The sequence below is a fragment of the Pseudarthrobacter sp. J47 genome (assembly GCF_049810315.1).
Classification (GTDB): domain Bacteria; phylum Actinomycetota; class Actinomycetes; order Actinomycetales; family Micrococcaceae; genus Arthrobacter.
On the sequence record NZ_CP187358.1, the window covers coordinates 301,900 to 326,397 of the forward strand.

Here is a 24,498-nt window from a genome sequence, read left to right on the forward strand (position 1 = left end):
GTGCTTCAGCTTGCACTGCAACGGGTTGTGTCCGTTGCAGTGGCTCTGTGCATGGTCCTCGCGTTCAACCTTCCCACGGTAAATCCGGCGCTTGCAATTACCGCTTTTGAGCCCCGTCCCATTCCAGTGACGGAGGTCCTTCCCATCCAATTGCCCGGGCTTCCGTCCGTGCTTTTCGACGGCGAACACCAGGATGCTGCCTACACGGCCAGCGCCCAAAACGGCATCACCATCAGCGGCGCCGAGCTTGGCCAAGTGGCCGGAGCGGCTGCTGCGCAATGGCCGGGCTGGCCCGTTGGCGGAGCAGCACTCTTCGTCCAGGACCTCCCCGGTAACGCACTGGCCATCACGTACGGCAACAGCATCGCAGTGGATCCCACAGCGGCCGGCTGGGGCTGGTCCGTAGGTGGAACGGCAGCCGGCGCCATGGATCTCTTCACGGTCCTCGCCCACGAGTACGGCCACATCGCCGGCTTCGGGGACCTCGAGGGCGGCGCGGATCTGATGACCCGAACGCTCAGCCCGGGGGAGCGCCGCTACAACACCCAGGACCGGATGTACCCGGCGCCCGTTGTGGTCGAACCCGTTGTTGTCGAACCCGTTGTTGTCGAACCCGTTGTGGTCGAGCCCGTTGTGGTGGAGCCCGTTGTGGTGGAGCCCGTTGTGGTGGAGCCGGTGGTTGAGGCCGCAGTGATGGCCGAGCCCGCGCCCGTCGTGGAGGCAGCCGTGGTGGAGCCCGCCCCTGTGGTGGAGCCCGCGCCTGTGGTCGAACCGGCACCCGTCGTCGAAGCCCCAGTTGAGGCTCCCGCACCTGCTGCCCCCGCCGCCACCGAGACACCAGCGGCGGAAGTTCCCGCGACGGAGGATCCGGCAGCGGAAGTTCCGGCTGCAGATGCTCCAGCTGCCAACACAACCGCAACCTCCAGCACCTCAACGGCCACGGAAGATGCCTCCGCCACGGAAGCTCCCGCCGTCGGGCCTTCCACGGATGCGGCGGCAACAACTTCAGCAACCGAATCGCCGGAAGCTGCCGCAACCACCGCCGCAGCCCCCGGCCCGTGGAACGTCCGGATGACCGGAACCTCGGCCACCCTGGTGTTCAACGCGGACGGCACCGTGACGTTCGGCGGCGAGACGCGGAGCCTGGGCGGCATCACCGCCATCACGGTCACGGGCACCGCGGGCGATGACACGTTCGCGATCGACCGCGGCGCGGCCAACCCGGCCATCACCGTCACGTTCGACGGCGCCGCGGGCTTCGATACCCTGGCCACGCTGGGCAACACGGCCAGCAGCCGATCGGTGGCCGTGGACCCGCATTCCGGCACGCTCTATCTGGATTCCACGGTGGTGCATTACCTGAACATCGAACCGATCGTTGCCGGGGACGCGGCCAACGCCGTCTACGAGCTGACCGGAGGGGACGATACTGCCACCTTGAGCCTGAACGGCGGCGGCCTCCTGGAACTGAGCGGTGCCACGTTCGAGACAGTGGCCTTCGCGGCACCCACCGTCTCGCTGACCATCCGCGGTGGCGCCGGCAAGGACAAGATCACCCTTTCCGGCACCATCGCCCTGATGGCCGCGTGGCTCCTGATCCAGATGGAACTGATCGAGGTAGCGGACGACGCCAACATCACCACCACCGGCGACGTCACCCTGGAAGCTGCGGACTCCGTGACCGGCGGGCCGGCCCTGGGCTGCCTGCTGAGCCTGGCAACGCACTGCACCAACGCGGCAGTGAACGTCAACGGCGGCAACATCTCCGCGAACAATCTCAACCTCACGGCCACCTCCACGGTGGTCCCGGACGCCACCCACTTCAGCGCCTACGCCGTCAACGTCGATTCCAAGGCAGCCGTCACGGTAGGCGGGAATTCGCAGCTGAACGCAACGGGCGCCGTCGTGATGGCCGCAACCTCAACCGTTGGCCCGGTGGTGCTGAACAAGGACTACGGTGACCTGGCCATCATCTCCTCCGACGCCTCGGTGACGGTGGGCGGCAGCGCGGTGGTCACCGGCGGCGGCAACGTCACCATGACGTCCACGTCAACCGTCGACGCCGGAGCAACCCCGGGTGCTGCCGGCAAGGATGAAGGGGATGCCGATTCGTCCGGGGCCAGCAGCTTCGACGCCTCGGTAGCCATCCTGACGGTCACCGCGAAGTCCATCACCAAGGTCACCGGCACCGCCCACCTGGTGGTCACCGGGGATCTGGGACTGGCCGCCGTGAACAAGGCAACGCTGACGGCCACCGGAGACGCCAGCGGAGCAAACTCCGGAGCAGGCATCGCGGTGGCGAACATCAACCAGGCCACCAGCGCGTTCATCGACTCCACCAGCACCACCCCCACCAGCGCCGCCAAGCTGGCCATCACCGCGGACTCCGAAGCCACCGGCAGCACCACCTCCAAGGCAGCGCCCGACGGCTCCACGCAGAATGACAAGGACCCCAACTCGGCGGACCGCGGCAAGGACCAGGCGAAGACCTCGGACGGCAACATCGGCGTCGCGGGTGCCCTGTCGGTGAACATCCTCAACAGCACCACCGGCGCCTACATCAACGGCTCCCGCGTCAACACCACCGGAACCCAGACCATCCACGCCGCCTCCAAGAACAACGCGACGGCCACCTCGGACGGCAGCACCACGTCCGGCAGTGGACTGGGCGTGGGCGTCGCAGTGGGCATCAACCTCATCACGCTCCTCACCGAGGCCTACCTGGCCGGCGGCGCCATCCTGAACGCGGGCGGCGTGATTTTGGAAGCCTTCGGCCCGGCGGACGGCAAGAACGCCTTCAACGCCACGTCCACCTCGGGTGCCGGCGGCAGTGCCAACGTGGGAGTGGCCGGCAGCCTGGCCCTGAACGTCATCCGCGCCACCACCCTCGCGAACGTCCGCGGAGCCGGCGCCAACATCAACGGCGCCAACCTCACCCAGACGGCCCGGAACAACCACGAGAACAAAGCCAAGGCAACGGCCAAGCAGGACGGAACGGGCGCAGTAGGCATCGGTGCTTCTGTGGCCATCAGCGTGATCGACACCATCGTTGAGGCCGGCCTGGCAGTGAACGGGATCCTGACCGCCGCGAACAAGCTGGCCATGAATGCCACCACCACTGACGCCACCACCACCGAAGCAACCGGCGGCGCGGCCGGCGGGAGCACAGCGGTGATCACCGGCGTCGTGGGCATCACCATCTCCAACGTCAGCACCTCAGCCTCCATCCGCAACGGCAACGCGCTCACCACCGCCGGGGACATCACCGGCAAGGCAGACCAGACCGCAACCGTTGACACCAAGGCACTGGGATCCACGACGGCGGGAGCAGGAGCCACGCTCGCAGCAGCGGTTTCCTTCGCACTCACCTCCGCCGAACACCTGGTGGACTCCTCGCTCTACCGCAACACCACCTCCGGTGGAGCCATCACCATGGAAGCGCTGGGCACGTCCACCACCGCCACCACGGCCACTGCCAGCTCCGCCGGAGCCAAGGGCGGCACCAGCGCGGGCGGCAAGGACTCCTCCGGCAAGGACACCAAGGAAAAGTCGGACCAGCAGCTCGGCTTCGCCACCAGCAAGTCCACCAAGACCAACACCAACGGCACCAGCACCCCCGCCGCGAAGAACGAGGACGGCACCACCGTCTCGGTCGCCGCAGCGATTGCCCTCAACCTGGTGACCAGCACGACGACGGCACTCGCCGTGGCAGCCGCAGGCCAGCCGCCAATTGTGGTCATCGCAGCCGGAATCGCCACGTTCAGGACGCTGAACAACACCGACGCCAAGGCCGTCGCCGACGGCTCGGCCAGCAACGGCAGCTCGGTGACAATCGGCGCAGGCCTGGCCATCAACAAGGTGATCCTGCGCAACGAGGCCGGAATCGGCGTCGGAACCTCACTTACCGCGGGCGGCCTGAACCTGACCGCTGACATGCGGGCGATCGGCCCGGACGGCGACGACGAAGGCACCGAACCCGACGACACCACCCACGCGTTCGAGGCAGACGCCAAGGCCGGGGCCTCCGGCAGCAGCGGCAACCTGGGAGTGGCCGGCGCCTTCGCCCTGAACATCGTGGACCTGGTCACCCTGGCCACCATCCACGCCGATCCCAACCCCGTCCCGCTGGACCCGGCAGACACGCCAACCCCGGGTGTCGCGATCCTCGGCGCAGGTGCGGTGGGCATGACCGCGAACTCGAAGTCGACGTCGAACGCCAAGGCAAAGGCCAGCCAGTCCGGCACCGGAACCGTGGGCATCGGCGCGGGACTCTCCCTGAACCTCGTCAACGACACCGTCTACGCAGGAATCGACCAGGTGGGAGACCCGACGCGCGGACCCCCACTGACCGGAGCCGGCACAGTAACCCTCAAGGCCACAACCGCGAACACCCTGACCACTTCTGCCGAAAGCGGATCAGCGGGCGGCAGCGTCAGCATCACCCCGGCAGTAGCGATCAGCATCGCCACCATTCTTACCAGTGCCTCACTCGGAGCGAGTGCCACGGCACTCACCGCAACGGGCGCCGTGGACGCCCAGGCCACGCAAAAGGCCAAAGCCACCACCACCGCCAAGGGCGACACCAAGGTGGGCAGCACGGCAGGCATCGGCGTCTCCCTGGCACTGGCCATCATCGACAACGCCGTCGATTCAGGCAGTGCCCGCAGCATCACCGCCGGCGGGGCCGTCAGCTTCAAGGCCACCGGCACCTCAGAGACCATTACGACGGCGGAAGCTGCCGCCAAGGGCGCGTCCAAGTCCGAGGGCAGCGGCGGCGGAGGCAAGGACGTCAACCAGAAGGCCGACGCCAACCTGAGCCAGGCCAAGACCACCCAGTCCACGGAGACCGGCAAGACCACCAGCAAGAGCTCCACGCCGAAGGCCGCCAGCAACGAAAACGGCGGCGCGTCCCTCTCGATCGCAGGTGCGATCGCCATCAACGTGGTGGACTCGCTCTCCCGGGCATGGTTCGCGAACGGCGTGGTGATCAGCTCCGGCGGGGTGGTCACCCTCAAGAGCCTGGCCAACACGGACGTCCTGGCCAGCGCCAAGGGCGACAGCGCTGCCGACGCCAGCGTGGGCATCGGCGCCGGCGTTGCAGTGAACGCCGTGGACATCGTCAACCGGGCCGTCACCGGCACCGCAACCATCACCGGCACAGGGCTGGTCCTCACCGCGGGCATGACCGGCGGCGACACCAATGACGTGGTGCGGCGCTGGACCGGCACCGAATGGGTGTCCGTCCCCACCGGCGCCGAACTGCCCGGCCCGTCCAAGGACGACCTCGCCTACGTCAAGACCAACGGCGGCACGGACGGCAACGACGGCATCTACAAGTTCAACGGCTCCGAATGGACCATGGACACGGACGTCACCATCACCAGCGGCGCCGCACTCCCGGGCTCACCGGCCAGCGGGGACTACTTCCTCCTCACCACCGCCCACGAAGGCAACCCGCGCAACAGCGTCTACAAGTACGACGGCACCACCTGGAAGTTCGTCACCGCAGACACGTACGGCCAGAAGGTGGAGCTGCCCAAGAACGAGGTCAAGGAACACGACTGGTTCCAGCTGACCAAGCAGGACGGCACCAACGCGCCCGGCTTCTACAAGCGCAACGGCTCCCAGCAGTGGATCCTGCAATCGGCCACCCTGACCGACGGCGAGCGCTTCCCGAACGCCCCCACCACGGACCAGCTGTTCAGGCTTTGGGAACACGAGATCTCCGCCACCGCGCGCGCAGGCGCCAGCAAGGCAAGCGACGTAGGGATCGCGGGCGCCCTGGCCCTGAACATCGTCACCAACGTCACCGAAGCGCTACTGCAGGCGGGCGCCTCCGCTACGCTCACCAGCGCGGACGTCACCATCACCGCCCTGAACAACGAGTACGACTACGCCAAGGCGAGCGGCAAGGCAGAGGTGGGCAGTGCCACCGGCGTCGGCGCCTCCGTTGCCCTCCAGGTCCTCACCCCCTCAACGGTCCGCGCCGAAGCGGAAAACGGGGCAACGCTCAGCGGCGGCAACAACGTCACCGTTGAGGCACTGGGCTTCCGCGAGATGATCACGACGGCGGAGGGCGGCACCGCGGGCGGCACGGCCGTCACCCCGGTGGTGGCCCTGCTGATCAGCGTTGACGAAAAGGTCACCGCCCGGCTTGGCACCGGCTCGGCGCTCACCGCGTCCGGTGCCGTCAAGGTCCTGGCCACGCACACCAGCCGGATCTACACCGAAGGCAACGCGAAGGCCGCCGGCAAGGACACCTCGGTGGGCATCGACCTGGCCATCAACGCGGTGGTCGGCTGGAACACGCTGGCGGAGATCGACCGCAACGTCACCGGTGGTTCCGTGGACGTCCTGGCTACCTCGGCAGTGTCCAGCGAGGCACGGTCAGTCGCCAGCGCGAATGGTTCAGAGGAGAGCGATTCGAGCGGCGACTCCAAGGCCAACAGCGAGGTCAACGGCTCCAACAACCCGAACACCCAGGGCACCAAGACCTCAACCGCCGGCATGCCGAGCTCCTCCGGCGGCACCAATGGAACCAACGGCGCCAACGGGGCGAACACCCAGCAAAGCGGCCAGTCCGGTTCCTCAAGCAGCAGCACCGGGGTAGCCGCGGCGCTGGCCGTGAACTGGGTGGTGGCCACGTCCACCGCACGCATCGGGGCCAACCGGACGGTCACCGCCACCACCGGTGCCGTCACCGTCCGCTCCACCCTGCTGGCCAGGGCCAACGCGTTCGGCCTGGGCTCCGCGATTGACCTGGACAGCTCCGGCACCCGGGTGGCAGCGACGATCGGCCTGAACGTCCAGGACCTCACCAACCAGGCCTCGATCGGCGGCGGCGCGCACGTCACCGGCCAGACCGGCATCACAGTTGAAGCCACGGTGCCCGTACCCGACGGTGACGACGACCCGTTCAACCCGGTCCCCGCAGGCACTCCGCCGGCCAGCTACAACGACTTCATCGTCTGGTCCTTTGCGGCCGCCGGCGGCAAGAGCACCTCGGTGGCCGGCAGCGCAGCCGTCCAGATCCTGCTCATCAGCTCCAACGCCTGGGTAGGCGCCGGAGCCGACCTCAACGCCCCGGCCGGCGGCATCACGGTAGGCGCCTACAGCCCGGTCCGCTTCCAGAACCTCGCCATTGTGGGCGCCCTGTCCACCGGCGACGGCGCAGCAGTGGGCGGCGCGTTCTCCGTCAACTTCGTGGAAATCGACACCACCGCCTGGATCGACTCCACGGTCCTCAACCCGACCAGCACCGACGCCTCCGGCGCCACCTCGGTCACCGCACGCACCAGCATCAACCCGATCCGGCCGGACCTCCCCGCACCCCTCAAGGGCAAGGTGGACTGGCTCAAACTCAACAGCGTGGCCATTGCCGGCGGCGCGAGCTCCGGCGGGGCAGCGGTCACCGGCGGGTTCGTCGTCGAAATCCTGAACCTGGACACCCGCGCCTGGATTGCCAACGGCGCCAACGTGAACCAGTCCGGCGCTGTTGGGGGAGCGGGCCAGACCGTCACGGTCCGGGCCACGGACACCATCCGCGTGGTGGATGTGGGCGGTGCGCTGGCACTGAGCCAAAGCTCCGCAGGCGTGGGCCTGACAGTAGTGGTGGTCATCGCCAACTCGAACGTCCGCGCCTGGATCGGCGACTCCGCCGACGTCCGGGCGGGTGGCTCCGTGACCGTGGAAGCCAAGGCTGTGGAGGACTGGTTCCTGCTGGCAGTGGCGGGCGCGGTGTCCCTCAACTCCGCAGGCGTCTCCGGTTCAGTGCTGGTAGTTGTAGTCAACCAGGGCGGCAGCAGCCCCATGGTGCTGGCAGGCATCGGCAACAGCAACGTCCACGCACTGGGTGCAGTGACGGTCAAGGCCAACAGGACCGCAAGCGGCGCCTACTCCTCCGGCAACCTCGCCGTGGGTGGCGGCTCGGCCGGTGTGGGTGCAGCCGCCGTCATCAACGTCCGCGGCTCCAACGTCGAAGCACGCGTCCTCAACGGTGCGGACATCCGGGCTGGCGGCGCCGGCCTCCTCATCTCCGCCACGCAGTCGGTGGACTTCACCCTGATCGCCGTGGCCGGCGCGGGCGGCAACTCCGCCGGCGTGGCCGGATCCGTGGTGGTTGACGTCATCAACCACTCCACCAAGGCCCACCTGGACGGCGCCACCAGCGCACCCACCACCCATGTTGCAGTCTTCGCGCAGGACACCACGAACATCCTCTCGCTGGCCGGCCAGCTCACGATCGGCGGCACGGCAGGCGTAGGTGCCGGCGTCGACGTCGAGGTCCTCACCAAGGACACCCAGGCCTGGCTGGCAAAGACGGCGGACGTGGTGGGAACCGGAAACCTCACGGTGGACGCAGTGTCCTCCGAGGACATCACCTCAATCTCCGTGGGCGGCGGCTTCGCCGGAACCGCGGCGGTCAACGTCAATGCCGCAGTCTCCGCCCTGACCATCACCACCAAGGCGTTCATCGCGGACGGAACGGGGGCGCTCGACGCTGCGACAGTCGCCGTCGACGGTTCCGTCCGCGTGGCGGCCAGTGAAACCCTGGACCTGGACGTGATCGGCGGCAACATCTCCGTTGGCGGCACCGCCGGGGTTGGCGCCTCCGTGGCAGTCCCGGTCACCACCAAGGAAACCCACGCGTGGATCGGCAACTGGGCAGTGGTGGCCGCCAAGGGCGGCTCGCCGCTCACCGTAGCCACCGGCGGCAGCACCGTCACCACCCGCGACATGCGGTTCTCGCCGTCGGACGTCAACACCGCCGGCAACACCATCACGCTGGCCAACCACGGCTTCAGCAACGGCGACGTTGTGTACTACGACGCCGGCTGCACCCCTGTGGCGAGCTGCGGCGCCAGCGGCCTCACCCACCGTGAGCAGGCGTACTACATCGTGGGCGCCACCGCCAACACCTTCCAGGTCTCGCTCACCAAGGGTGGCGGCGCGGTGGACATCACCAGCGCCGGCACCAGCCAGAACCAGCGCTTCTACCGGGCGGACGAAGCCAACGTCACCGCGGACACCACACCGCGCTTCAACCCGGCCACCGCCGTCAACTCAGCCGCAGACACCATCACTTACGACATGGGCACGCTCGCCAATGACGACGCCGTGGTGTACACAGCCGGCGGCGGCACCCCAATCACCGGGCTGATCGACGGCGGCACGTACTTCATCTCCGACCTCTCCGGCACCACGTTCAAGCTGCGCACCAAGAAGAGCACCGAGGCCGGCTCCCAAATCGTGGACCTGGACATCACCGGCATCAACCTGGCCAGCCTGGGCCGCGCCCACTCGCTCACCAAGACCGGCACAGCCCCCTCGGGTGACCCGAGCGCCTTCGGCCCGCGCACCATCACTACCGGCACCCAGTCCGGCTTCCGTGGCGTGGCCGTCACTGCAACCAACGTTGACGATATCGGCGCTTACGGCATCGGCTTCGCAATCGGCGGGACGGCCGGCGTGGCAATTACAGGTTCCGTGGCTGTGAACACTGCCCGCACCTCGGCGCACATTGGGGCAAATGCCAAGGTCAACTGCGGCGCCACCTGCGCAGACAACGTCACCGGCGCCGACGCAGCACAGTCCGTCAGGGTGGCCGCCGTCAACGTCTACTACGAGCTCGGCATCGCCGCGGCCCTCGCTATTGGCGGGACGGCCGGCGTCGCCGTTCCCGTGGCGGTCCGGGTGGCCAACCTGGATACCTACTCCTACATCGCCACCGGCGCCACCGTCAGGGCACGCGGCAACATCGAGGTCCTCGCGCAGGGCAAGGACACGGTGGTTTCCGTGGCCGCAGGCGCGGGCGGCGGAACGGTGGGCGTGGCAGGAACAGTCGGCGTCACGGTCCTGAACGTCCATACCTTCGCCTGCACGGGAACCCCCACCGGCGCGGACGCCTACGAATGCCTGGGCAACGGCGCCACGCTCCGGGCCGGCAACAACGTGCTGGTTTCCGCCACGGATGACACCAAGGCCGTCCTGCTGACCATCGCGATGGCCGGCGGCCTGGTGGGCGTCGGCGCGGCGGTCGGCGTCCTGGTCCTCGATAAGGAAGTCCAGTCGTACCTGGGCGGCAACGGTGCCGTCACTGCCAGCGGTGTGGGTGCCGGCGTAGCAGGCGTTTCCGATGGAACCGTGGGCGCCGGCGGATTCGGCCGGCAGACCTTCTCCGGCGCGGTGGTCCGGGCCGATTCCTCCGAGAACGTCTTCGGCCTGGCACCCGCTATCGGCGGCGGTTTCGTCGGCGTCGCGGGTGGCGTCCAGGTCACGCTCCTGACGGTGGATGTCAAGGCGTTCGTGGGCGGCGGCGGAACCCTCGATGGTGCCGGACTCAACGTCTCCGCGACGGACCGCTTCACCTCCCTGACCATTGCCGGCGGCATCGCGGGTGGCTTTGTGGGTGTGGCAGGCGGCGTGGACATCGGCGTCGTGAACACCTCCGTCCAGGCAGCATTGGGCGGCGGGCTGACGGTAACTGTCGACGGCGATGTGCAGGTTTACGCGGTATCCCGCAAGGATGTGAGCACGTTCGCAGTGAGCGCGGCCGGCGGGTTCGTGGGAGTTGCTGCCGCGGTTTCCGTCTGGACGATCGGCACCACCCCCACCAGCGCCTACCACGCGGCCGACGGCGGCGACGACCGCGGGGCATGGAGCGCCTCGACGGCCTACCGGCAAGGTGACGTGGTCACCTACAACGGAAAGCGTTACTCCGCGAAGGTGGACAACCCCACGGTTGGCGCCAATCCTGAGTCCAACCAGGCGCAGTGGCTGGGCGAAACCAGCGCCCTGGGCCGCGGCGACTACAGCGGTTCGGCCGTCTACAATAAGGGCGACGAAGTCCGCGGCAGCGACGGCAACTACTACACGTCACGCACCGACGGCCTCACCGGCGTCAACCCCGTGGGCCAGGCCTACGACGGCGACGGCAACAGCACCCACTGGAAGAAGGGCGGCGCCCTGGGATCCGCGACGGCGGGCGGCAGCGTGGCGCAGGGCAGTGGCGGCTACAAGGACAACACCCTCACCGGCACCACCGCCTCCACTGCCCCGGTCCCGGCCTGGAGCTCCGCGGTTTCCTACGACGAAGGCGCCCGCGTAACCTTTGGCGGCCGGGTGTTCGCGGCCCGGCACGCAGTTGCCGCCAGCGCTACGGACCCGACGGCAGCGCCCTTGGACTGGCGCGAAATCTCCGGTGCCGAGCTCAAGACCAACGAACGCCTGATCGGCCAGCTGGGTGCAGTGGGGTCGACTATCTCCGGCGCCGCACCCACTCAGAATCCGACCACCCGCGCACTCGGCATGCCGGCCACCGGCGGAACCACCGCCACCCTGAACGCAACGGTCATCGCCGGCGGCAACGTCCGCGTGGTCGCGGCTGACAGGCTCCTGATCCTGGGCGTCGCAGGTGCGGCGGCAGGCGGCGCGGTAGGCGTAGGCATCTCGGTGCTGGTCATGAACATCAAGTCCGTGACGGACGCCGGCATCGGGTCTGCAGCGCGCGTCACCGCGAACGGCGACGTCACGGTTGCCGCCAACATGCACGAGACCTCCAAGGGCATCGGCTTCGCAGGCGGTGCAGGCCTGGTAGGCGTTTCCGGACAGGTGGTGGTCATCAACGATTCCGGCACGCAACGGGCCCACATCGACTCCGGAGCCCAGATCCGCAAGGCAGCCGGCCCCACCGGCGTCCTGGTCAGCAGCACTGCGACCCGCACGCTCGAGACCTTCACGATCGCGGCCGCAGTCGGTGCGGTGGGTGCAGGCGTCTCGGTCTCCGTCATCAACGTCTCCGGCGACAACACGGCAACCACCGGTGCCATCGCCGTCGGCTCCGCCGGCACGGTGACCGGCTTCGACGCCAGCGTCACGGACAACATCACGGTGGATGCCCTGGCAGTGAGCGCGGCCGGCGGCATCGGGGCCATCGGCGGCGTCGTCGCGTTCGTATCGCTTTCCGGCACCGCCTCGGCCTCCGCGTCGCCCGTCGGTACTGTCGGCTCGCACGGCGTCCATGCCACAGCGGCCGGCACGCGGGCTGTCACGTCCCGGGTCCTGAACATCACGGTGGGCGGCGTCGCAGTCGGCGTGACGGTCTCCCGCGCCAATTCCTCGCGGCACCTTGAGTCCACGGTCGGCGGAAACGTGACGACGGCGGGACCGGTCGCCTCGACTGCCACGGCCACCAACACAGCGACCGTCAGGGCTCCCGCCGTCGCGATCGGCGGCGTCTCGATCGGCATCACGGTGGTCTTCGCGGAACTGTCCGGCCACACTCTCGCCAGGGCCACGGGAACCGTGTCCGGGGCATCCTCGATCGACATCCGGGCAGGCGCAACCAACACTGCGGACGCCAACGTCGTCCTCAAGCAGGGCGCATTGATCGGTCTGAGCGGCGCCTGGGCCAGCGGCCGCATCACCTCCGGCGCGTTCATCCGGGCGATCGCGGAGACAGGTTCAAGCCTCGGCTCCACGGGCACCATCACCATCAAGGCCGAAACCCTGGGCACCGGAAACCTGGCCAAGGGCATCGTCGAATCCATCTCGGTTGGCCTCCTGGACCTCAAGGCCATGGTCGCGATCGCCACGGTGGCCAACGAAACGCGCGCCACCCTCAACGGCGCGGTCACCGGGGCCGGCAAGGTGGACGTCCTGGCTACTTCCGCCAACACTTCGGACGCGCAGGCGCTGTCGACGGCGGTCGGACTCGGCGCGCTCGCGATCGGCGCCGCGGACTCCAAGATCACCGGCGGCACCACCGCCAACGGCAACGGAGCCGTTTCGGCGGCCGGCGCGCCGGTCACCTTCAAGGCCACGAGCAACAACCAGGCCAAGGCGGTCTCCAACATCGTCACCGGCGGCCTCCTCGCGGGCGTCGCAGTCAGCGCGCCCGTTGCGGACGTCTCCGCACCCACTACCGCAGGCTACGGCGGAAGCCTCAGCTCGGCGTCGTCCGTCACCATCGAAGCGGACGCCACCAACATGGCAAACTCCACCGCGAACGTGATTGCCACGGGCCTTGCGTCCATCCGCGGCGGTACGGCCAGGGCTCTGGTCACCTCAGGCGCTGACACTTCGGCAACCCTCACAGGGAACGTCACCGGCGTGACCGGCGGGCTCACGGTCTACGCCCACGCGGAGAACCGGTCGACGGCGAAGGCCGGCGGCACCGGCGTCGGCGGCATCACCGTCACCAAGATGCTGCCCTTCGCCAAGGACACCTCCATCACGCGGGCAGCCATCAACGGCAACGTCGGCGGCACCCACACCGATCCCGCTCTTGGAACGGTAGGCGACGCCGGCGCAGCCTGGATCGAGGTCAGGGCTGTCGGTGACTCCGCCACCAAGGCGAGCGTGGCCAGCTTCGGCTTCGGCGTCGTCGCTGTCGAGGCCTCCTCCGCAGAAGCACACACCGACCCGGATGTCACCGCCACCTTCGGCGGCGGCAACGTCACGGCTTCCGGCAACGTGACCCTCCTGGCACAGTCCAGGACCGACGCAGACTCCTTCGCCGACGCGGTTTCAGGCGGTGTCATCAACATCCAGGCAGGCTTCACCGCAGCGTCCCATAACACTCCGGATATCGCCTCCACAGTGACCGGTGGATTTGTCCAGGCCGGCGGAATCCTGTCCATCACGGCACTCCACGGCGTCGTTCCGGGTGCCGTCTCGGACGGCACCATCACGGGCATCAACTGCAGCGGACCGGACACCATCTGCTTCTCCGCACCGCACGGCATCGACACCGGAGACATCGTCACGTACAGCGCACCGGCGATCGGGATCGGCGGCATTACCAACCCGTTCGCGATCGGCGGACTGGGAGACGGCCGCACGTACGGTGTCATCTCCGTCAATGGCACCACGCTCCGCCTGGGCGAGCAGTTCGACGCCGCCAGCGGCGCGCTCGTCCAGCTCGATACGGGCAGCCTCTACTTCGCCAACGGCCACAACTTCCGCACCGGAGACCGTGTGGTCTACAACTGCGGCACGGGCGGCACCGCGCTGGGCACGACGCCGGCCGGCGGACTCGTGTGCGGAGCCTCCTATTACATCTTCGTTGTGGACACTAACCGGATCCGCCTCTCCACGAGCCAGCTGGACGCCGACGGCACGATCGTCAGGAACTTCGCCCCGAACGGCACCAACCTGACCGGCGGCAACACCATCAACGTCGGCAGCCACTCCGGACTCACCGAGGGCCAAGGTGTGGTCTACTACGCACCGGCCACCGTGGACTTCAAGAACACGCTGATCGACATCAACGTGGTCTCCGGCCAGCTCGAGACCAACGACGACGGCGCGATCGTCCGCAACAACGGCTGGAACACGATCTACGCTCCCAACCATGGCTGGAGCAACGGCCAGGCGGTTGTGTACACGGAAAGCGATCCGTTCGCCGATGCGGACTTCCCGATCGGCGGATTGGTCAACGGCGCCACGTACTACGTCCTCACCGCCGACCCCGACGGCAGCTGCCTGTTCGGTTGCGGGCTTACTGCCAGCGGCGCCCACATGATCCGCCTTGCTGCGACATTGTGCGCCACCGGCAACGGCATGAAGGACGTGGATCCGGGTCCCGGCGTGGACCTCCAGCCCTGCGGTGCCGGTGACATCCAGGCCATCGCCATCTCGACCATCACCGATTCCACCAACGCCAACTACTTCCGCGCCATCATCGCAAACCACTCGCTGCGCAGGGTCGGCTTCGAATCGATCGGCCTCGTCGAAGGCAACATGTACTACGTCCACCTGATCGACGACGCTGACGACAACAAGATCCAGCTCCGCGACGCCGCCGGCAACACCATCAACGGACTCTCCACCAAGCTGGGCACGCACGTGCTCCGCAACCAGGGCATCGGCATCACGCAGGCGGGTACGGGCACCCAGCAGCTCTACATCGACCTCGCAGCCGGCACCACGCTCAACGGGTCCCCGCACCAGATGCTCGGCGTCGGCGGATTCGGTTCGCCCAGTGCAAGCGCGGTGAACGGTGTGGTCGAGGCAACGTCCACGGGCATCGGTGGCGGCGTGTTCCAGTTCAGCGACGTGTACTCCACCGTGAGCGTCGAGGTCGACGTCGACGTCGAGATCAGGGGCGGCATCCTCCGCGGCAACGCTGTCCTGGTGGACGGACGCTCCTACATCAAAGCCTCGGCATCCTCCGTCGGCAAGGGCGGCGGCTTCCTCGGCTTCGGTGCCTCCAACGCCAACGTGGACGCCGTCAACAACGTCACCACCTGGGTCAAGGACCCGGCGTCGATCTTCTCGGCTACGGACATCCAGGTCAGCTCGTTCGCCATGACGAACGCCAAGGGCGAGGCCGTCAACCGGACCGGCGGCCTGATCGCCGGCGCAGACACCGACGTCGATATCGAAATCGGCTACGTGGTACTTACACAGGTCGACGGCGACCTCACCGCCAACCGCTCGATCCTCGCCGACTCGGCGGCCGGGTACAACGCCACCGCCCGCGCCTCCTCGGGTTCCGGCGGCCTCGGCACCAATTCCGACGCGAACGACAGCTCCGGCCAGGGCGTGGGCGTGGGCCGCGACAAGTCCGCCACCGTGGACACCGTGATCGGCGGCACCGCCACGCTTAAGGGGGCCACCATCCAGGAATCGGCCGGCTCGGGCGTCCGCTGGTCCGTCGACTTCTCCGACGGTTCGATCGACCGGATCAACGAGACGGTGTACGCGCTAGCGGCCTCGGATGCCGATGCCTACGCACTCGGCGCCGACTCCGACGCAGGTGCCTACGTGTACGTGAACGACATCGTGAAGGTGACCCTCCACACCGGTTCCCTCACTGAAGGCGACTCCGTCACGATCCGTGCCGAGCACGCCAACCTCAACCTCAAGGCCGACGCCAACGCCAACTGCGGCTGCCTGGGCGGCGACACCGACGCCTACGCCGAGGTGAAGTTCCTGGGCGACTCGCTCGTGGTCGGGGCCAACGACTCCGTGATCCGCACGGCCGAGCTCGCAGTGTTTGCCCTGACGTCCTACCAGCAGCTTTACGTCCGCGCACACCGTTCAGGCGGCGCCTTCGACGTCGGCTCGGCGAGCTCGGACATCAGGTACGAGCCGCTCCGCCGCATCGCCTGGGAGTCCACGGTCTACCTGCTGGGCGAACCGAACCCGGTCCTGATCATCGACGCCACGGGCAGGATCGTGGCCAAGACCTACAACGTGACGGTCCGTGCAAGCCAGTTTGGTCCGGCCCTGAACATCGGCGACACGATCTCCGGCGACACCATCTGGATCGACCCGATCATCTACGACGAACTGCCCGCGGCACTGTTCCACGCCAACGCACCCCAGACCGGCTGTGACGCCGACTGCAACAGCCTGATCCACGGCAACCAGGGCATCTTCTACATGCAGGAGACCTGGAACTCCGTCCTGATCCGCAACAGCTCCGAGAAGAAGATCTTCATCAAGGGCACCGCGGATCCGCAAAGCGTGTCCATCAATACGGTCAACAGCCAGCTGACCAGCACCCCGGAAGCCGTCATCTCCGTCTCCGTGGACAACGGTGCCAACGCACCCCCGGCCTGCCCGGGCACGGGAGCAAGCTACTGGTGCTGGCACCTCCAGCACATCTTCCCGGCCACCGACGTGGTGATTGAATCCCTCCGGGCCACGCCCACCACCGGCTTCGACATCACCTATGACGGCGACATCGTCAACAACATCGGCTCCACCCGCATCACCAACCAGCGCGGCTCCATCCTCCGTGGCACCGACGCCGGAACCGAGACCATCTACACCAACCGCATGACCCTGGACGCTGAGTCCGGTTCCCTGGGCACCATCCCGGACCCGATCGCCGTCGTCCTCTTTGAAATCTTCCACACCGGCACCCCCGGCGTGGCCGCAACGCTCAAACTGATCCATTTCGACGCCGAAGCCGGCCAGGACGCCTACCTGGACCTCAGGGCGGTCCGGGCCAGTTCGCTGACCGCCAGTGGCGCCGCCTACCTGCCGGTGATCGCCTCCATCAAGGCGGGCCACGATGCGATAGTGATCCTGCGGGACAGCGCCGAACGGATCGCGCCGCCGGCTGTGGGCGACGTCGTCGTCAACGTCTACGTACCCAACGGCCTGCCCGCCGGCTACGGAAGCGGCAGCCCGGCCGAATCGGTCAACACCACCTGCTACTTCCGGCCCGACGCCGCCGGCTGCGCCGACGTCCCCGTGATTGTGGGCGGCAGCATCGTGGCGGTGGCCTTCGGCACCGGACTCGCGGCCCAGCGCTCCACGGTGACGTTCGCGGACATCAGGGCCGGCCACAACATCGGCATCTTCCACACCTCCTCCGCCGCCGAGGTCAACGTCACCGCCTTCACCGACGCGGACGGCGCCTGGACCGACGCGGAGACCGGCGCCTCGCACGGCACGGTGGACAACTCCGGCAAGATCGACGTCCTGACCAACGGCAACATCAACGTCACCGAACAGTCCGCCAAGGGCGATCTGCGGGTAGGCCATATCCACGCAACAGGCCTTTGCACCGGCACCACACCCAAGGCCTGCACCGCAGGATCCACAGCACTCTCCGCCGACGTCACGCTGCGCTCGCCGCGCCGGATCATCGACGCCGAACTCCACAACGGCGTGATCGACACCGACGACGACAGCACCCTGGTGGACCCCTACGACCTGGACGTCACGGGCTCCCTCACCGGGGTGGACGTCACCGGCCGGAACATCACGCTGGTTGCCGGCGACAACGGCCTGGGCCAGGCCGGCAGCGTTTCCGGCACCGGCGGCATCGGCCTCCCGGACAACTTCCTGGAAATCCACGTGGATGCAGTAGGCGGCGCCCTGGGCCACCTGGACGCCTTCGACACCGCCGCGGACAACGACAAGACGGCCGGCATCTACATCGACCAGGTCACCGACGACCTCTGGATCGGTGTTGTCCACACCGCCGGCAACGACTCCCTGGCCACCGGCAACGTCTCCCTCCGGACCCGCAACGGCAGCATCCTGGATGCGCTCAATGACGCCGCAGCGGACGTGATCGGCCAGACCATCGACCTGGACGCCAACGGCGGCTCGATCGGCACGGCGGCCAACGACCTAGAGATCGATTCCCTGGTGGATTCGCCGTTCGCGTGCACCAACACCAATTGCGCCAACAACGGTGGCGGGACCTCCGACGCCGGCCTGGCCGCCACTGCTGACGACGTCGCCCTCGAAGCCGGTACAGGCATCTGGCTCACTGAGACGGACCAGTACCTGCGCCTGGTCCTGGCACACGCCGTCACGGGCGATATCCGGCTCACGGTCCGCGAAAGCGCAGACCTTGACGAGGACCTCTTCCTGATCCGCAACGGCACCGCCAACTTCGCCGAGGACAACACCACGCTCCCGGGCAACGACGCCGACCACCTGCGGGCCGTCCCCAACGGCACCATCTTCGCCGAGACCGGCAGCGTGGAGCTCCGCGTGGGAGACGACGTCACACTCCACCAGAACAGCCAGATCCTGGCCAACCTGTCCATCAACATCCGCGGCGACTTTGGCAACGCGGACACCGGCGGCACCGTGGCCGTCCCGGATCCGGAATACGGCACCAGCATGATCCTGCGCGGCCGGATCATCGCCGATTGCGTGGTCAGTGCCGGCGCCTCCACCGGTGATCCCATGGGCGGTTGCGCCCCGAGCTCCGCCAACCCCGTGGCAGACCGCCAGGTCCATGTGTGGGGTGGCTCCGACGTCGACATCATCCAGCTGGGCGATCCGTCCGGACTGGACCTGGCGCAAACCACCAACCCGGCCCAGAACAAGGAGCAGCTGGGCGATCCCGGCTACATCTTCCTGGGCTCCAAGACCACCATCCACGGCAACGCCACCACCAACTCCGGCACGGCTGACGGCGAGGACAGGATCACCGTCTGGTACCTGCAGTCCATGGACGTGGTCACCAGCCCCACCGGCCTCCAGAACACCGGCACCGGCGCCGGGCACACCCTCACCCTGGACGGCCAGGGCGAGTCCGACTACTACGCCGTCTACACCAACGGCAGCCACGGCAACATCCGCAACTACGTCATCAACGTCCTGGACACCGGCGCCCCGAACGCGGGCGTGGATGAGCTCGCCATCTACGGCTACAACAACACCGCCGCGGCCTACAACGGCTACATCCCGGGCACCACCACCAACGCGGCCACTGACGATATCTTCCTGCTGCGGGCCCTGAAGTGCATCGATAATGAGAGCCCGTACACGCTCGACGGCGGGGTCCCGGGCAGCTGCCTCAGCCCCACCGAAACCGCCGACCACCCGGCGTTTGTGGCACTGCTGGCCGGCAGCCTCGCGGCAGACGGCGGAATCGGCGCCTACCGCGACCGGATCGCCGGGAACGAGCCCAGCTCGCTGGTGCAGCGGATCAACTACGACACCGCGCTCAACGGCCGCATCACGGTCTTCGGCCAGGGCGGCAACGACGCCTTCTACGTGGACGACACCTCCGCCACCATCACCCTGGACGGCGGCGCGGGCAATGACGTCTTCCAGATCGGCCAGATCTTCGGCACCCAGCGTGACGGCCAGAACGCTCCCGACGGCGGCGGCCTCCTCGCCGCGGACACCTTCCCGTCCCTGGTGCCCACCACGCGCGGCTGGCTGAGCCCGGGCACGCATGCCCCGCTGCTGGCCACCGGCGGCACAGGCAACGACCAGTTCACCGTGTACTCCAACCAGGCAGAGATCCAGCTCAACGGCGATGACCACAACGACATCTTTATTGTCCGGGCGTTTGCGATCGCCGCGGTCTGCGACACCGACGCGGACAGTATTGCCGGTTGCGGCCTCAGCGACGTCACCTTCACCCCGGCCGGCGGAAACTTCCCCACCACCACGCCGTTCGGCTCCTGCGTCATCAACTCCGGCTACACCCGCTACGACCGCAACGGCGACGGCGTCTGCAACAACGCCGATGCGCACACCACCTTCAACCACCTGCCCGGTTCCAACGTGGACCTGGACAACACGATGTGGCGGGACGACGTCATCCCGCTCGATGCCAACGGTGTGGCCGTCCCGGTGATCGGCCTGGGCTTCTCCACCTCCCGGCCGCTGGACATCCGGGCCGGCGGCGGCGAGGACGAGGTCCAGTACAACGTCAATGCCCCCGTCAACGTGGACGGCGGCACCGGCTTCGACAAGCTGGTGGTCCTGGGCACCGAGTTCGCTGACGACTTCGCCATCACGGACCGCGGCATCTTCGGCGCCGGCCTGAACGTCCGCTACACCACCGTGGAAGTAGTGGAAGTGGACGGCCTGGAAGGCGATGACCAGTTCTTCATCCAGTCCACCGCCTACGGCGTGGCCTACCGGATCATCGGCGGCCTGGGCAGCGACGTCATCAGCGTCACCGGCGACGTCACGGCGGACATCATCGCCCGCGAACTCGAAGGCATCAGCGGCGCCGTGGACCACATTGTCACCTCGCCCACGGACCCCGGCTACGACGGACTCACCTCCGACGGCGTCCCGTACAACCTGGCCACCCAGGACCAGGGCATGGTGGTGATCCGCGAAGCCACCGGCGGCACCCGGGTCCGCGAAGGCGCAGCCGGCACGGACGTGATCCGCAGCTACGCCTACTACACAGTGGAGCTGGCGGCAGCACCGACGTCGAACGTTTACGTCACCGTCTCCGCTGCCTTCCCGCCGTCGCAGGAAGCCAACGGCAGCCTGATCAACCCGAGCCCGCTGCCCAACGGCCTGGGCGACACCGTGTGGCTGTGCATCGGTTCCGTGGACACCCAGTGCGACGAGCTCTCCGAATTCCAGCGCCACAAGGTGGTCAACGGCCAGGTAGTGGACGAGGCCGGCCGCGCCATCACCCTGACTTTCACCGGCCTGAACTGGAACATCCCGCAGCGCGTCTACCTCTGGGCCGTTGACGATCCGCGCGCCGAGGGCGACCGCACCGTGGTGCTGCAACACAGCGTGATCAGCGCGGACAGCCGCTTCCACCGGGCCGCGGTACGCCAGGTCAACGCGCTGGTCTACGACAACGACACACCCGGCGTGTACGTCACGGAAGTGACCCCGGGCGGTACCGGCGTGGACGGCCGTACCCTGGTGATCGAAGGCAGCAGCCTCACGCAGCGCACCGACGACCTCCTCCTCACCCTGGCCAAGGCACCCGCCGCCGGCCACACCATCTGGGTCAAGGTCTGGATGGACGCTGACAGCCAGCGGCTCATCCAGCTGGACTTCAGCAACGTCCCGGCCGGGCGTTGGGTTGCCGTGTCCGACGGCAACGGAGGCACCTACTACTCCGTCAGCTTCGACTCCACCAACTGGAATGTGCCGCTGCGGATTGTGGTCAACGCCCGGTCCAACAGCGATCCCGGTGATCCGCTCACCGCCGTCATCAACTACGAGCTGGACACCCTGCGCACCTCCGCAGCCGCGGCCGCCGCCTACCCGTTCCCGAACCTGCGCAGCGGCCTGCAGCGCACGGACGTGCTGGTGTACGACGACGAAACCCCCAATGTGGTCAGCATCCCCACCGGGACGGACACCGTAGTGATCCGTTGCGGGAACACTGCCTGCACCATCCCCGGCGGCACTGACGGCTACACCATCCGGCTCACCAGGGCACCCGCCGGCGGTGTGGCCGGCAGCGTCCAGATCGCGCTGATCCCGGACGGACTGGTGGACGTGGTGTCCGTGGGCGGTGTGGCAGTGACTCCCGCGGACTACGAAGTGGTGGGCGGCGACATCCCGGCCCGCGCGTTCCTCGGAGCCATCACCATCTCCGGCTCCACCATCACCCGGGCCAACGGCAGCGACCTGGGCAGCTTCATCGACGAAGGCTTCGCCGCCGGCCAGCGCATCACGCTGGGCACCTGCGGCTCCACCATCTTCACCATTCTTTCCGTCAGCCCGGACGGGAAGACCATGGTGCTGACGTCCGCGCCGGCCTGTGGGGGAGGCGCGGCCGTCAGCATCAACAGGCTCACCCGCTCGGGCATCTGGGACGGCGCGGCCACCACGGAGTTCGTGGGCGGGGCATGGCGGCTGGTCCGGCCTGTTGTTGGTCCCTCCGGGGGTAGCTGGCTCGCCGACGGCTTCAGCGAAGGCCAATGGGTGGAAATCTGCCAGGCCGGCACGTGCATCCGGGCCAAGATCGCCGTGATCCGCGGCGAGAACGCCGGCCACGACGAAAAACTGGAACTGCGCGGCTTCGCCCTCAGCGGCGACTCCCTGGCCGCCTTCACCGCCGGCAACTTCACGGTGGTGCGGATTGCCGCCGTCGTGAACTTCAATTCCGCCAACTGGTTCCAGGAACAGTACATCGAGCTGCGGGCGGACATCGCCTACTTCCAGCCGCTGCAGCGGGTGGGCGTCAAGGCCTTCCCGGCCAGCCAGCACCTGGTGTCCAGGCTCCGCGGTCCGGTGGCCGTGGAAGGCGGCGTCACCGGCGCCGACCGCTCCCTCCAGCTGGGACTCAAGCTCCCCGGCGAGCAGGACGGCCCGCTGTTCGCGATCGCCACCCAGGCGCCGGAATCCAAGCAGATCGACATGCTGAACATCTACAACGACTCCTCGCAGGCCAACGGCCTCGGAGCCATGAACAGCACGTCCATCCGCGGCTTCAACATGGCCAAGGACCTGGACTTCGGCCCCTCCTACGGCGGCGCTGAGGGCCAGACCTTCGGCGAACCGCAGGTCTTCCCGGGCGGCATCAGCTACGGCACCATCGCCATGGTGGACGGCGAGTTTGTCACCAACGGAGCCCGCTCCAGCATCGAAATCTTCAACCTTTTCCTGGGCTACGGCAACGACCGCCTGGACGTCCAGGGCACGCTGCAGCCTGACGACTTCGTCAAGCTCACCGGCACCGTGGTGCTGGCGCCGTCCGCCGGCCAGTTCTCCTCCACCCATCGCCTCAGCCGGCCCGCACCGTTCGACTGGAAGGCCCAGGGCTTCCTGGTGGGCCAGCCGGTCACCATCAGCGAACCTGCCAGCGGCAATATCAGCACCTGGCGAGTGGTGGGCTTCGGCGACGACGATCCCGGCGACACCACCGACAACACGGTGATGTACCTGGTCCAGCTCACCGGCACCACCGCAGGCTCCTCCACGGCGGTGCGCAGCGTGATCGCCGGCGACGTCCCGGTCACCTTCACCGGAGGCATCACCGCCACACCCAATGCACAGAACGACGGCGGCACCCTCACCAGGGCGTCCGGCAGCTGGCTCGCCGATGGCTTTGTCACCGGCCAGCTGGTGATGATCCAGGGCAAGGTTGGTGCCTGGCGGCTGGTCGCGGTGACAGACCTGGTGCTGACCCTGGCCCGCGGCGACGCCCTTGGGGCGTTCAGCGGCAGCCATACAGTCTTCGTTCCCGGCCCGCACGGCGGCCTCACCACGGTCCACGGCGGCGGCAACTCGTTCACACAAAACAACTTCGAGATGGAACGCTCGGCGCCAGGTGTTGGTGCAGGTGTTGGTGCTCCCGTGGGGACCGGCCTGGTCCTCACCCGCCTCGACGGTCTGCCCTGGGGCTACACGGGCACCCTGCCCGGCAGCGGCTACTACGCCCTGAACCCGTACGGCCATGGTCCGCAGCACATCCAGCTGGCGGGGGAGTCCTTCACCCGCATGATCCTGGGCTTCGGCAACGCCACCTGTCCGTACAGCGATCCGTTCCCGGGCTGCGGCGTGGGCTCGGTCATGTTCCTCTCCGGCCCGGTCTACGGCGGCCCCGCCGTGGTGCTGCCTACCGACGTCCACGTGGCCAAGCCGCTGGCCGTCACGGCTACGGGCGCCATGCAGATCCACACCGACTACCTGGTCCGGACGGACGGTGGATCGTTCATCGCGGACGGCTTCAAGGTGGGCATGCAGGTCCGCATCAGCGGCCTGGCCGGCCCGTTCACCATCAAGGCCCTCACCGCGGGCACCATGACCTTCTGGAACACGGCGCTGCAGCCCACCGTCCACATCAACGCGGCCGGCGTCGCTGTCTGGCACGCGCCGGTGCTCACCGTGTCCGGTCTTGATGCAACGCTCGACGGCGGACCCAGGATCGGCGGCGACGTCATCACCGTCTGCAACCTGGCCACCCCTGTGGTGGACGGCGTCAGCGTCCCCTGCGACGTCAACGCCACCGCAGGACCGGGCTCGCCACTGGTGGTCTACGGCGACACCAGCCAGGACGGCGTCTGGTACTCAGGCCGCCCCTACGACGTCCTGGGCATGGAGTTCGGCCCCAAGCCGTTCGATCCGTTCACAGGCATCCCGGATGCGCAGAACGAGGACGACGAATGGCTCCTTGGCCTGGCCAACCCGTACGACTACGCGGGCAACGACATCATCGACGCCTCCGGCCTGTTCGCCCACCTCGCTGCCAACCAGCTGCCCACTGTTGGCTTCACGGCCTTCGGCGGACTGGGCGATGACCTGATCATCGGCAGCCAGGCCGGCGATCACCTGGCCGGCGGCTCAGGAGAC

1 protein-coding gene (only partly in view) is annotated in these 24,498 nt (G+C 67.9%); it reads left to right on the forward strand.

Annotation, left to right across the window (positions count from 1 at the left end; all coding sequences use genetic code 11):
* A protein-coding gene (locus ACPJW8_RS01440) for a Calx-beta domain-containing protein (RefSeq protein ID WP_425256393.1) crosses the window boundary here: on the forward strand, positions 1-24,498 show its 5' portion. It continues 4,641 nt past the right edge of the window; 24,498 of the gene's 29,139 nt are visible here — the first part of the coding sequence; its start codon is at positions 1-3; its stop codon lies beyond the right edge, outside the window.